Origin of the sequence: Paenibacillus yanchengensis (assembly GCF_042684845.1) — a bacterium.
In the GTDB taxonomy this organism is placed as follows: domain Bacteria; phylum Bacillota; class Bacilli; order Paenibacillales; family Paenibacillaceae; genus Pristimantibacillus; species Pristimantibacillus yanchengensis.
In genome coordinates this window covers 19,470-33,273 of the sequence record NZ_JBHUMH010000013.1, presented here as the reverse complement: position 1 = coordinate 33,273, position 13,804 = coordinate 19,470, and the positions used below count along the sequence as shown (strand labels likewise).

Annotated in this window: 11 protein-coding genes; all 11 read right to left on the bottom strand. The window is 38.5% G+C overall.

What is annotated here, in order from left to right; genetic code table 11:
• Positions 1-71 precede the first annotated feature (71 nt).
• Positions 72-3,524: an InlB B-repeat-containing protein gene (locus ACFSTH_RS05490; protein ID WP_377770234.1), complete on the bottom strand. Its 3,453-nt coding sequence runs from the start codon at positions 3,522-3,524 to the stop codon at positions 72-74.
• Between the two features lie 149 nt (positions 3,525-3,673).
• Positions 3,674-4,786 (bottom strand): response regulator, encoded by a 1,113-nt coding sequence (locus ACFSTH_RS05485; RefSeq protein ID WP_377770235.1) that lies wholly within the window; start codon positions 4,784-4,786, stop codon positions 3,674-3,676.
• A complete protein-coding gene (locus ACFSTH_RS05480) occupies positions 4,767-7,802 on the bottom strand; it encodes an ATP-binding protein (protein ID WP_377770236.1) in 3,036 nt (1,011 codons plus the stop codon). The genes ACFSTH_RS05485 and ACFSTH_RS05480 overlap by 20 nt, the downstream gene beginning before the upstream one ends.
• Before the next feature lie 287 nt (positions 7,803-8,089).
• Entirely contained in the window at positions 8,090-8,353 is a 264-nt protein-coding gene (locus ACFSTH_RS05475) for a NifU N-terminal domain-containing protein (RefSeq protein WP_377770237.1), read from the bottom strand.
• Positions 8,354-8,494: 141 nt separating this feature from the next.
• A complete protein-coding gene (locus tag ACFSTH_RS05470; protein WP_377770238.1) occupies positions 8,495-8,824 on the bottom strand; it encodes a DUF3024 domain-containing protein in 330 nt (109 codons plus the stop codon).
• 85 nt (positions 8,825-8,909) lie between these two features.
• Entirely contained in the window at positions 8,910-9,479 is a 570-nt protein-coding gene (locus tag ACFSTH_RS05465) for an SF0329 family protein (RefSeq protein WP_377770239.1), read from the bottom strand.
• A gap of 95 nt (positions 9,480-9,574) precedes the next feature.
• Positions 9,575-10,132 (bottom strand): histidine phosphatase family protein, encoded by a 558-nt coding sequence (locus tag ACFSTH_RS05460; RefSeq protein WP_377770268.1) that lies wholly within the window; start codon positions 10,130-10,132, stop codon positions 9,575-9,577.
• A gap of 57 nt (positions 10,133-10,189) precedes the next feature.
• Positions 10,190-11,008 carry an ammonia-dependent NAD(+) synthetase gene (nadE, locus tag ACFSTH_RS05455; RefSeq protein WP_377770240.1) on the bottom strand — a complete coding sequence of 273 codons (819 nt, stop codon included), beginning with the start codon at positions 11,006-11,008 and terminating at the stop codon, positions 10,190-10,192.
• Between the two features lie 97 nt (positions 11,009-11,105).
• Positions 11,106-11,735: a nicotinate (nicotinamide) nucleotide adenylyltransferase gene (nadD, locus tag ACFSTH_RS05450; protein ID WP_377770241.1), complete on the bottom strand. Its 630-nt coding sequence runs from the start codon at positions 11,733-11,735 to the stop codon at positions 11,106-11,108.
• Position 11,736: 1 nt separating this feature from the next.
• On the bottom strand, positions 11,737-13,206 hold the full coding sequence (locus ACFSTH_RS05445) for a nicotinate phosphoribosyltransferase (RefSeq protein ID WP_377770242.1): 1,470 nt from the start codon (positions 13,204-13,206) through the stop codon (positions 11,737-11,739).
• Positions 13,207-13,222: 16 nt separating this feature from the next.
• Positions 13,223-13,777: a cysteine hydrolase family protein gene (locus tag ACFSTH_RS05440; protein WP_377770243.1), complete on the bottom strand. Its 555-nt coding sequence runs from the start codon at positions 13,775-13,777 to the stop codon at positions 13,223-13,225.
• Between the last annotated feature and the right edge of the window lie 27 nt (positions 13,778-13,804).

The window sequence follows — 13,804 nt, the reverse complement described above, 5'->3', positions numbered from 1 at the left end:
AGAGAAGGCTATCCAATAATATGGACGGCCTTCTCCTTCACTTTTATTGCATATATGAAATATACGTCTGCTTACAAACGAAGTGCCCGGTACATAAATGCTACAAACTCTGCGCGAGTAACTGGTTCTTCGGGTTTATAATAACCATCCTCACCGAATGCTAAGCCGTAAGACTCTAATGTAGCAATATAGGAAGAGCTCCAATGTGTTTTAGGCACATCTTGAAAAGTGCTTTTTCCGCCTAACGGCAATTTGAAGGCGAGTACAAGTATCTTAGCCACTTCTGCTCGTGTAAGTTGCTGATCTGGATAAAAGTATCCATTCGACCCTTCGAAAATACCTGCTTGTGAAACTTTCAAGATAGCCTCGTAATTCGGTGTATCACTTGAGACATCATGAAAAGTATTCGACGGACGCTTTGCTGGTAACTCCAATGCTCTTGCAAACATTACCGCAACGTGCGCCCTAATGATAGGATCATTTGGTTTAAATTCTCCGTCTGGATATCCTATTATAATGCAACGACTAGCAATATCTGTTATAGCATTTCGCGCCCAGTTTTCCGATATATCCGTGAATTTTGTAGAGCATCCCTTTGGTTTTTCCTCTTCTTCTACTATCTCTTCTTCTACTTCTAGTTCTGGCTCTAGTATAGGTTCAGATGGTATATAAGGAGGATAATTAGTTTTCGACCATTTCGCGTAAAGAATTATATCGGATATGACGACATCTGTTGTAAAATTCCAGGCGAGTGTTAACTCTTCATCCTTAAACCAACTGGCGAAAGTATAGCCCGACTTTTTAGGATCTGTGGGTATAACTACATTTTCTTCTAATGTAATTCGTTGATCAGTTATTTGTGAACCTCCCGATGTTTCGAAACTGACTGTATAGATTTCTTTGTCCCATCCAGCGTAAAGTATCATGTTATCTGTAATGACATCCGTGTCAAACATCCAAGTCTTCGTTAAATCCTCATTTGTATACCATTCAACAAAAGTATGACCTGCTTTGCTTGGGATGGCTGGCTGTATAACTTTGTCATCGTAAGCCACCACTTGCTCTGCGACACCTGTCCCACCGTTCGACTGAAAACTTACCGTATAGGTGTTGGCAGTCCATTTTGCATACAACGTCATATTTCCTTTTACTGGAATTGTACCAAAGTTCCATTCCGTTACGAAACTAGAATCTGCATACCAGCCTGCGAATGCATGACCTGCTTTGCTTGGGTTTGCTGGCTCTGTAACTTTGCTATCGTAAACTATCGTTTGAGCAGTTTCACCTGATCCACCGTTCGACTGAAAACTTACCGTATACGTGTTAGCAGTCCATTTCGCATACAACGTCATATTTGCTTTTACTAGACCTGTACCAAAGTTCCATGCCGTCGTTAAACTAGAATCTGTGTACCAACCGGCGAATGCATGACCTGCTTTGCTTGGGTTTGCTGGCTCTGCGACTTTGCTATCGTAAGCTATCGTTTGAGCAGTTTCACCTGATCCACCGTTCGACTGAAAACTTACCGTATACGTGTTAGCAGTCCATTTCGCATATAGCGTCATATTACCTTTTACTAGACCTGTACCAAAGTCCCAAGCCGTCGTTAAACTAGCATCCGAATACCAACCCACAAAAGTATGACCTACTTGGCTTGGGGGTGCTGGCTGTGTGACTTTGTCATCATAGTCTATTACTTGCTCTGTTACCCCCGATCCACCGTTCGACTGAAAACTTACCGTATGGTTATTGGCAATCCATTTTGCATACAGTGTTATGTTTCCTTTCACTAGACCTGTACCAAAATTCCATGCCGTCGTTAAACTAGCATCCGTATACCAGCCTGCGAAAGCATGGCCTGCTTTGCTTGGGTTTGCTGGCTCTGTAACTTTGTTGTCGTAAGCTAACTCTTGCTCTGTTACACTCGATCCACCGTTCGACTGAAAACTTACCGTATACGTATTGGTAGTCCATTTCGCATACAGTGTCATATTTCCTTTCACTAGACCTGTACCAAAATTCCATGCCGTCGTTAAACTAGCATCCGTATACCAACCAGCGAAAACATGACCTGCTTTACTTGGGTTCGCTGGCTGTATTACTTTGTTATCGTAAGCTATCGTTTGAGCCGTTTCACCTGATCCACCATTCGACTGAAAACTTACCGTATACGTGTTAGCAGTCCATTTCGCATACAGCGTCATATTTCCTTTTACTAGATCTGTACCAAAGTTCCATGCCGTCGTTAAACTAGAATCTGTGTACCAACCGGCGAATGTATGACCTGCTTTGCTTGGGTTTGCTGGCTGTGTGACTTTGCTATCGTAAGCTATCGTTTGAGCCGTTTCACCTGATCCACCATTCGACTGAAAACTTACCGTATGCGTATTCGTAGTCCACTTCGCATACAACATTATGTCTCTAATGACAATATCCATATCAAAATTCCACGGATTGGAAAGTTCCGCTTCCTTATACCAACCTGCAAAAGTATGCCCTACTTTTGTTGGTAATAGTGTGACCTTTTTTCCCTTTTCGGCAAATTTTACAGATTGATTGTCAACTTTCGATCCACCATTTGTGTTAAAAGTTATGATATTCAACTTCCACGCCCCATAAATATTCATTGGAGCAGTGACTGTGTTATTCCAAACTTGCGTTAATTCCATGTCAGTAAACCAGTCAACTATATCTGTATTTGCCCCATTTAAATACTGATTTCCAAAAACAGTATTATTATCAAGCGTTGGCATTCCCAAAAAAGTCACCAACGTTAATGCGTTATAGTAAAACGCGCTGTCTTTTAACGTGGTTACCGTTGCTGGGATGACTAATTCCGCTATCCGATTGCCACTAAATGCTGAACTACCAATGATTTTCACACTAGCTGGAATAACAATAGAAGTTAATTTGTTATTCAAAAAAGAACTATCACTAATCTCTACCAAATTATTAGGCAGTGCTAAACTTGCTATTAAATTACCTTGAAATGCACCCGCTTCGATTTCAATTACACTATTGGGAATGCTTAGAGTAGTTAGCTTATTTTTAGCAAACGAACTTCTACCTATCTTCTCTACACCATCATGAATCGTTACACTTGTTAAACCATTACTTTGGAATGCTTCTTCGTCAATACTTTTTATACTCCCCGGTACTTCTAGCATAGTAAAAAGGTTGTTCAAGAACGCTCTTTTACCAATAGAAACTAATCCATCTGGAAGCTCCAAACTTTGGATCGATTTATTTTGAAAAGCTTCGTCACCAATTGCCGTTACCTTTTTTCCATTAATCATCTGCGGAATAACGACATGATTTCTCGGGGCAGTCTCTGTATATCCTGTTATTGTTACGCTTGTAGTATCAGCATTTTCAATATAATAAAAATCACCACTAAGATCATCTGCATACACAGGCATATTATTAAACGGTACTAATAGTAATGCCATAACAAGCAACAACGTCCCTATTTTCTTCATGGCAGCCTCCATCTCTTCTCTACTTCTAATTATTCTGCTGTTCATTGTTACTAAGTGCCACCTCCGCATAATACATATCTAATATGATAAGTAGCTTAATCAATAACAATAGACAAATACTGAACAGATGTAATTAAAAATATGGACTGATATTAGCTGCCTCTCCCATTTTCAACATTTTCAACTTAGAAAGTTTATGCCCTTGCCATATACTGCTTATATAACTCATTAATCCTATCGGGAACCGGAATGTTTAGCTCTTGCTGTAATTTTTCTTGTATCGTTTCATAAAATTGCGAGCATGCTTGTTTTTTATTTTTCTCCATCAGAAATTGTAGAAGCAGAAACATATACTGCTCATTGTATTCCTCTAGCTCCACCATCTTTTGTAAACAACTTAATTTTAATAGTGAACTTATTTCGTTCGTAGTCGTTACATAGGTCTCTAGTAAATTTACGACAGATTGTTTTAAACGAAGTCTTATTCTAATAGCCCACGAGTATTCTTCGGCTGCTAGAAAATCATCTTCATAATAATTTAAAATTTGTTGCATCGACTGTTCATCATGCCGCTCACACTCTAACAATGCTAATAATTCCTCATAATCGCTATCCAATTTCACAGTCAGCTGGTAGTGGTTATTAGCGAGTAGAATCGGATGGTCAATGCCACACTGTTTGAGTGTTTTTCTTAATTGATAGATTGCTGTATGCAGGTTTACACTCGCCTTGTCCGGTTCCACATCTGGCCATAAGTTTTCCATAAGAACGACATTTAATAATGGTTTTTTCTGATGTAGCCATAGATATAAAAACAACTCTTTTACTTTTTTCGTACGCCACTTCACCGTTTTTTGCTCCGCATCTACTAATTGAAACCCGCCAAATACACGAACATAAAGATTAGCCTGTTTATCATCTGTCCGTAATTCCTTACGCGAATCATAGACTTGCTGTGCTTTGAACATCGCCTTTTCTAATCGCTGTGCTTGCACCGGTTTTAACAAATAATCGGTAGCTGCAACGTCAAACGCATCCACCGCAAACTGAGAATGTGCCGTTACAAAAATAAGCTGTATGTGCGGATATTGTGTTAGTATTAATTTTGCAATCTGTAATCCATGAACATCAAGCATCTCCATATCTAGAAAAACAAGATCTATCTGTTCCCGTGCCAAAAGCTCAAATGCATCCATCGCATCAGTAAAAGTCCCTTTTATACAAATCGAGAATGGTGTTAACTCTTCTAATACAATCGCCAATACATCAATGGCTAGCTTTTCATCATCAATGATGACTACGTTCAATTCGATCATCTCCTGGCAATAAAATAATGACCGTCGTGCCTTTACCCTCTTCGCTATATAAACGTAAACTTGCGTTTTTGATTAGCTTGAACTTTTTCAATGGGTTTTTTAAACCAATGCGAGAATGTTCTCCACCTTCTATTTGCTGCAATTTATTTTTGGGAATCCCTATGCCATTATCATCAATTTTAATACGGATGAGCTGTCCATCTCGCTTCACACTAATTTCAACCGTTCCTCCTTCTTTTCTCTTGGATATGCCATGAAAGACAGCATTTTCAACTAATGGCTGCAGGGACAAGGCTGGAATTTGTAGAGCAATAGATTCATCGATATCATAAATAACAGTCAGTCGATCATCTAAACGCATTTTTTCTATATTGAGATATGCTTTCACAAGTTCCATCTCCTCGGAAATAGAAACCATACTGTCACGATAGTGAACGTTTAATTTGGCACGAAAATAAGTAGACAAATAGTAGAGTGCATTTCTCGTATTTTTAATATCTTTATAACTTAACGCAATAATTGTATTGAGTGTATTGTATACGAAATGAGGTGTTACTTGAGCGTATAAATAATTCATTTCCTCCTCTATCGCATCAATAGATGATTGACGAACAGCCAGTAATGACTGAATACGTACTAACAAATCCTCGATCACTATCGGTTTTAACAAATAATCATTTGCTCCACTATGCAAAGACAACATCAAGTCTGAATGCTGCATAATCGACGTTAACACAATAATTGGTAGCTCCAAAATATCGTGATGCTTTCGTACCTTCTTACATAACTCATAGCCCGACATACCTGACATCATGTAGTCGATTAACATACAGTCTACCTTATGCGTCTTTAAAATTTCTAACGCCTCATAACCATTATCAACTACAATAAACGTATATCCACTTTCGGTTAAAGCGTCTGCAAGCAGCTTAATACTGGCATGATCATCATCCACTACTAAAATAGTCTGTTCATTCCCCTTATAAAAGAGAGGTAGTTCGAGAATATCTACTGTGCTGTCTGTTGTAGAATCAATCATCTCATCACTTTTGGCAAGCGGCATCGTAAAGGTGAAGATGGAACCGACTCCAATTGTACTTGTAACTTCGATCTGACCGTTTAGCTTTTCAACGATATTTTTGGCAATACTAAGCCCTAATCCAAAGCCCTCACTTTCATTCCTCACTCTATAAAACGAGTCGAAAATATATTCTAGTTCTTGCGAAGGTATCCCCGTTCCTGTGTCGCTAACTTGAATGACCATCTGTGCTTCACGAACCTCTGCAGTGACTTTAATAAACCCTTCCGTAGTATGTTGCAGTGCATTATATAATAAATTATAAAGCACCTGCTTGAAACGCAATTCATCTGTATACATCGCTGGCAATGGATCATCAACAACACTAATCAGTTTTATCGACATTTGATCTGACTGCAAGCTTCTGATTTCATCAATGACTTCATGAATAACTGCGACTGGCACAGCACGTGGTGTAACACTCACTTCACTAGCCATCTGATTGGATGAGAACAACAAATCTTCCACTAAAAAACCTAAACGTTGCATGTCATTATGAATAGCGATGATATTTTCTTGTTGCTCACGCTTTAACGGACCCTTCGTGCCTTCCATCAAAGATTTCGATACATGTAATATTCTGTTCAACGGTGTCCGTAGCTCATGTGATGTTTTTACTAAAAACTCATCTTTTAATTTACTATTTATGTATAATTCTTCTGATAATTTTTGTGTTTTACTATAGGAGGCATTTGCTCTGAAGCTAAGTAGTGACGCAAAACTATAAAGTACAAGTACAAATAACAATAATTCACTATAATCCATAGGCAGATCTAATAAAAATTTACCAACCATTAAAATAGAGTAGCAACAAAGCGATACTAAAAATATTAAAATATAATGCGCACCCTCTACTTCTTTCATAAGTACACGAAATAAAACAAATAAATTATAGAGTACTACCGGAATAATGGCACTTACATAAATGATCTGAAATAATACGACAGCTCCCGTTCCATTATTGCTAAACGGATCTGTAATCGCATATAGAAAGAAAACAATGCCCAGTAAAACGCTAATTCTAATGATTGCGCGCTTCTTCATAAATTCAGGATACATCGCATGGACAAAGTAGGTTAAGCTAGCAGCTACAAGAGGGATAATGCCTAGTTGTAAACGTATTTGCTCTGAAACCCTTAGAAAAGGCATAAATTGAAAAAATATTTTCTGATTAATAAATGACATGTAGAGACCTAACAACAAAATGAATAGTCCAAAAAATAATTCTTCTTTTCGTTTTCGATTTTGATTATATGAAATTAAATAAATAAGACCAAATATCATATAGCCGATAGATACTAATGCATCCAATAATAGTTTCTTATGATAATGATTGTCGATGGAGCTCTTTGTACCAAAATCTATTTGAAACAGAATACCTGCCTTTGAATAATTGTAATTGGCTACATGAATAACGATATCAAGTAACTTATTTTCACTTGCTGAAAAAACAGTGTACTTATCGGCGTTTTCCACACGAAACGTTTCAAACGTATGACTTGGATTTCCTTTTGCACCGACTTCTTCTCCATTTATAAATATACGATTGGCTTGCCGTATCGTACGAATGTATAAGCCGTATTGTCCTTCAACAGGTACTTCGACAACGAGATGATACGTTCCAACAGACAGCCCTTCCTCATTTGGTTTAACAAAACTATTCCACTTAGATGGTACTTCTATAGCTATTCGTTGTTCTTCAAACTCACTCACTGCTCTGCTCGGCGGAATCAACACATTCGGATAAAATGCCCACTCTCCATCCAACTTTATAATGGACTGCTTATCTAATTGTTCACTATCAATGGTGACAATACCATGGTGGACAACGGAGTTACGTTCTTTATGAAAATAGTTTTGATTACCAAGAAAAAAGACAATCGCAAATAGTATAGTAATCACTGCAATCAAGCTTATATTCCTTCTCATCGTTAAGCCTCCTGATAGTAATGACTACTCCAGCCTATCTCATCATTGCTAGACAAAATCTGATCAATTATAATCGTAACTTCAATATATCACGACCTAACTTTCGCTACCAACATAGACTTTCGCAGAGTATCCACATAAAAAGAGAGCATCCACTAAAGGACACTCTCTTGCGTTCAATCATTGAAAAGCATTAGGGGTAAAAAGGCTGCCATAAGTTAGATTTCACTAGCTTATTTGGTAGCCTTCCAAATCTTACTACTTAAGTTGCTTGTGTTGTCTTACATTTATACGGCTTCAAACGCTGCTTCCACAGCAGGAAGGATTTGGTCCCAATCGGCGTTGGCTTCTTTGGTAATTGTCACAAAATTATTAATTCCAAAAATATTATCAACCCCTTCTATATTTAGCAGGGCTTGAGCTAATGGATGGTCTGTAGTAGCACCCTTCTTAAGCGAGATGCTCGCGGAGCCTGTGAATATAGACTCACTTGTATTAATTTTAACCGCATTCGGATTCGGTGTCTCTTGCACATTAATTTGGATCGCCATGAACGATACCTCCTCTCCATGCCATTCTAGCATGCGTCATCAATTTGTTCTAGCCCTCGAGGCATATTGCACACAACCTACCCAAATAAAAAAAGAGCATCTACTAAAAGACACTCTCTTGCATTAGGAATGTAACATTCATTAACCCCAAAATATCCCGGTATTATTTTGATCCACTTTCTTTAATTGTTGTTCAAAATCTTCTGCTGGTTCTATTTCTTCAACATAGTGCCATTTTCCTTTACTATCATTCCAATAGACGTTCCACATTCCTTCTGTTAATCGAAACTGCGCAATATTAATTTCTACCCATTCATCACTCCTAAATGCCGGTCTTTCTTCCACTAAGGTAACGTTATTTCCTCGCATCTTGTAATTCATTCTAACTTGGTTTCGAATGTGTTCTGGTATCTTATTCTCTGTGTAGTTGCCCATCACTTTTATAATTCGCTTCTTAGTAAAATCGTCCATTTCATCCCACTCCTTATAAGTTATGCATTACTATAATCGTCCATCGCTTGAACAGCTAGTTCCAATGCTTTTATTCTTCCTGTTCTCACAACGTATTGCGCCGTAGTTCATAAAAATATTGTACAATTGGATGTTTTAACTTCATTTTCTCGGACATGTTTAAAATTCGCTTCTTTCCAACCCGTCTATCTACCAATGCCAAAATATTTAATAAAATTTCATCGCTTTCCATACTCTTTTCTATCGAAGTCGATAAAAACGTATTAGCTGCAACAATAAAGTTTGATTTGCTTAGTGCTGTCTGTGCCAATAAAATCTCTTTTGCATACACTGTTATCTTTCTACTTCTGGCAATTACTTTAAGTCGATCCTCTGGAACCGCCCCTTTTGTTTCTTTTCTAACTGCTTCAATTGTTTCATCACTAATCGGGATTCGAATATCCGGATCACTCTTAATCTCTTGCTCCGTCTGATACCATCTCACTAAACTAGTTACATCTCTCATATTAAGTACGTTCTTTTTATCTACCGTAATATAACAAGTTCCCGCTTTATCAGGTAAATAACGATAGCTGCTGGCACTGTATCCGACCCTTCCATATAAATCAGGACAAAGAAAACTCTCCAAAGTTTGTTTCAATTTACTCCAGGACATGTACTCCACCTTATTCTATAGTAATAACTATCTATTAAAGTAGTCTCTTTAATATCTATCATACAATAATCTGCACAATATTCTCTAGATTCACTCTAATTATAAATTGACTCCGTCCATATTCGATGTATGTTAGGCTGATTCCCTACAGAGAATACGAGGAGAAATACATCTGGATTGGACAAAGTTTCCCATTCTTTAAATCCAAATCGGTTATCAAAATATTTAAGAAGTAATGATATCAAATTTCCATGAGAAACTAACACAATGTTTTTGTACTCACTATTCAGAACTTCCATAACGACACTACTGGCACGACTCATCGCCATATTACTGGATTCTCCACCCGCAAAACATATATCTAAATCATCGTACGTCTTACTCAGCATCTCGCGCCAATCCGGATGTTTCTCACTTGATAAAATCCGCTCCGCCAATCTATCATCAATAACAACTTCTATACTTATTTGTTCAGCCAATGAAGCTATAGTCTGGTAAGCCCTTTCAAAAGGACTTGAAATGATAAAATCTATATCTTTATCTAAGAGAAAATTAGCAAGTTTTCCAGCTTGTTGCATACCTAATTCAGTTAGACTAGCTTCTGGTTCCTGTCCATTAGCTTCGCAATGTCGCACAACATAAATATTTTTTATCATTATTGCTGTCTCCTTGTTAACTCTGCTCTTCTCACACTCTCTTTTCTATGTGCCTCATGTCCACCATTCATCATGCACTGTTACAGGAGGTTTTCGCTTATGTTCTGTAAGATTGTATCGATGTATAATCGCTTCCTTTGCGGCAGCAGCTACTGGTTTACCTTCTAGGAAATCATCGATAACGTCGTAAGACATGCCCAGCTCCACTTCATCGGATTGCGCTGGTTTTTCGTCTAGGAGATCGGCAGTCGGGATTTTAAGATAAAGCTGTTTTGGGGCATGTAAGCTAATGAGTAGCTGACGCACTTGACGTTTCGTTAAACCTGCAAGCGGCAGTATATCTACTCCGCCATCACCAAATTTGGTGAAGAAACCAGTAACTGCTTCGGCGGCATGATCAGCACCAACGACAAGGCATCCATATTGTCCAGCGAGTGCATATTGCGCCATCATTCTAACTCGAGCTTTCACATTTCCTTTATTAAAATCGGTTAATTTCTCTTGGAGCTGCCCGTTGTATGTGTCGGTAAAGCCGTTGACTACCTGTTCGATATTAAAAACTACCGTTTCATCAGGACGGATAAAATCTAATGCTGCTTGAGCGTCTGCTTCATCCTTTTGCGTGGCATAAGGTAATCGTACGGAAATAAATTTCGCTTCATATCCTTCCGCCCGCAGCTCTTCAACCGCCATCTGACTTAACCGACCAGCAAGCGTCGAATCTATACCACCACTTATACCAAGTACAAACCCCTTAGCTGATGTTTGTTTGCAATAATTTTTGAGGAAGTTCATGCGATTCCGAATTTCAATTGCCGGTTCAATCACAGGTTTCACATGCAACTCTTTGATTATTTCCTGTTGCAAATTCATCGTTCATCCCCTCCTCCTGTTTCAGTCAACATAGGTTAAGCTTGCTCAGTGTTATATTACATAAATATCTACGTCTCATCATTAACTTTGTTGCTACCTACTTCTTCCTATTGTAACCATACAAATCATTCTCTTTGATATAATTGTAAGCTGCATTCGGAAGCAAATACCTCGGATCGCCGCCCACGTGGAATTCCTCCCGTATAAATGTAGAGCTGATTTCCAGCGCAATCCCTTTGTCTATAAGGTGAAAGGTTTGCCCATCATCGGCGTTTCGAAGAATAGGAGACCTGCTAATTGCTGTTAACATATCAATCCCATCCCGAGCCATCACGATAAACTTGTTTTCTTGAATCAATTCATCGGCTCTTTGCCATTTTCCCGCACCAATATCAACTAATAAATCAGCTCCCATAATAAAATACACTTCATCTTCCCGATATTGCTGGCGAAAATATTTCATCGTCTTATACGTTGCGATTTCCCAAGCAAGCTGGTTTAGCTCATAGTCACTAATTTCAAATTTTTCATTATCCTCTATCGCTAATTCAATCATCTTCACGCGTTGTTCATCGGATGCATACAGTTTTTTGTCTTGCCGTTTACTTGAACAGGGTAGAAATATTACTTTGTCCAACTTACACCGCTTTGCTACCGTATTGGCTGTGAATAAATGTGCATCTGTAATCGGGTCAAAAGAAGAACCGTATATACCGATTTTAGCCATTTCAAGCACCTTCCTCGCGTTGTACTTTGTCCATAATGTCATGAATCATTTTCATTTTATTATCCCAGCAAGCTTGGCTTAAATCGACAGGATACTCTACCGGGTTCAAAATTCGTTTATACTCATCCCATAACAGCTCCAAATTTTCTGTCACATCCGCTTGAATTTCATTTATATTCGGAAGATCATAGACAAGCTGACCATTTTCAAAAATAGTATGATGCAAATTTCTTGCTTCGAAGTTAGTTACAAATTTAGCGATATGAGTATGAACAGGGTGGAACATCTTTAATCGTTGCTCGTTCTCGGGCACTTCATCTTTCAGCGTAATATAATCGCCTTCGGCTTTTTGGTTTTCTCTATTAATAATGCGGTAGACTCGCTTCAATCCCGGTGTCGATATTTTCTCAGGGTTAGAACTAATTTTGATTGTATCTACCATCTGTCCATGTTCATCTTCAATAGATATTAGCTTATAAACTGCACCTAAGGCTGGTTGATCGTATGCGGTAATTAGCTTTGTACCAATGCCCCAATTATCGATTTTAGCTCCTTGTGCTTTCAAGTTCATAATCGTGTTTTCATCCAAATCATTCGTTGCGTAAATTTTAGTCTCTGTAAATCCAGCTGCATCCAGCATTTTTCTAGCTTCTTTTGAAAAGTAAGCAAGATCTCCACTATCTAATCGTATCCCTTTGAAGTTGATTTTTTCTCCAAACGCTTGCGCTACTTTAATGGCAGTTGGTACACCTGATCGTAATGTGTCATAGGTATCGACAAGAAATACACAATCTTTATGCTCACTAGCATATTTAGAAAATGCCGTATATTCATCTCGATAGGCTTGAACCATGGAATGGGCGTGAGTTCCTACCGTAGGTATTCCGAACAACTTCCCCGCTCTAACATTAGAAGTCCCGGCAAATCCGGCAATATATGCTGCTCGTGTTCCCCAAATGGCTGCATCCATTTCCTGCGCTCGTCTCGTACCAAATTCCATCGCCACATCATCGCCAATAACCTGTTTAATTCGGGCTGCTTTCGTCGCAATTAACGTTTGATAGTTAACGATATTAAGTAACGCTGTTTCAATTAATTGTCCTTCGACGAGCGGAGCTTCGATTTGCATCATTCCTTCATTAGCAAATACCAATTCGCCTTCCTTCATCGATGTCACCGTGCCGGTAAAACGCAAGTCTTTAAGAAAAGCAAGATAATCTGCACTATATCCTTCACTTTTCAAAAAGTCCAAATCGCTATCGGTAAACCGGAATTGCTGCAAATATTGAACGACCCGCTCCAGCCCTGCAAAAATGGCGTAGCCATTGCCGAATGGCATTTTCCGAAAGTACATTTCAAATACTGCCTTTCTGTTGTGCATATTGTCTGCCCAATATACTTGCGCCATATTTATTTGATATTTATCCGTATGAAGTGCTAACCCATCGTCTATATATTGTTTATCTATCATCTGTTACCCCTCCTCTTTAGACAATTGTTGCCCCAAGTGTATTTTTAAAATGACGGAGCGCCCATTCATGCCCCTGTGCATCAAAACTTGCTACTGCTTGTTCGTGAATGACAATGTTGAAACCTTTATTGTAAGCATCTACAGCTGTATGAAGTACGCAAATATCAGTACAAACTCCGACCAAATGCAGCTCAGTAATTCCTCTCGCCCGCAGTTTCATTTCCAGATCAGTTCCAGCAAATACAGAGTAGCGAGTTTTATCCATCCAATATACTTGTTCCTTATTTTTATGCTCTTGAAAAACTTCCGCTAGTTCCCCATATAGTTCACGACCTGCTGTACCAGCAATATTATGTGGTGGAAACAACTTTGTTTCGGGATGTAACGTATCTCCGGCTTGGTGAATATCGATGGCGAAAATTACAAATTCCCCATTTGCGATAAATTCTTTTGTAATAGCTGTAATTGCTCCTTCAATTTCTTGCCCGGGAACACCACATGTTAATGCCCCATTATCTGCGACAAAATCATTTGTGTAATCTACGTTTATTAATGCTCTTTTTTCTTGCATTGAAAACTCCTCCTCTTATTTATAACA

Excerpts from the sequence above, each read along its gene's own strand:
- ACFSTH_RS05490 (WP_377770234.1), bottom strand. The coding sequence starts at position 3,524 with ATGAACAGCAGAATAATTAGAAGTAGAGAAGAGATGGAGGCTGCCATG.
- ACFSTH_RS05480 (WP_377770236.1), bottom strand. The coding sequence starts at position 7,802 with ATGAGAAGGAATATAAGCTTGATTGCAGTGATTACTATACTATTTGCG.
- ACFSTH_RS05475 (WP_377770237.1), bottom strand. The coding sequence starts at position 8,353 with ATGGCGATCCAAATTAATGTGCAAGAGACACCGAATCCGAATGCGGTT.
- ACFSTH_RS05470 (WP_377770238.1), bottom strand. The coding sequence starts at position 8,824 with ATGGACGATTTTACTAAGAAGCGAATTATAAAAGTGATGGGCAACTAC.
- ACFSTH_RS05465 (WP_377770239.1), bottom strand. The coding sequence starts at position 9,479 with ATGTCCTGGAGTAAATTGAAACAAACTTTGGAGAGTTTTCTTTGTCCT.
- nadE (WP_377770240.1), bottom strand. The coding sequence starts at position 11,008 with ATGAATTTGCAACAGGAAATAATCAAAGAGTTGCATGTGAAACCTGTG.
- nadD (WP_377770241.1), bottom strand. The coding sequence starts at position 11,735 with ATGGCTAAAATCGGTATATACGGTTCTTCTTTTGACCCGATTACAGAT.
- ACFSTH_RS05445 (WP_377770242.1), bottom strand. The coding sequence starts at position 13,206 with ATGATAGATAAACAATATATAGACGATGGGTTAGCACTTCATACGGAT.
- ACFSTH_RS05440 (WP_377770243.1), bottom strand. The coding sequence starts at position 13,777 with ATGCAAGAAAAAAGAGCATTAATAAACGTAGATTACACAAATGATTTT.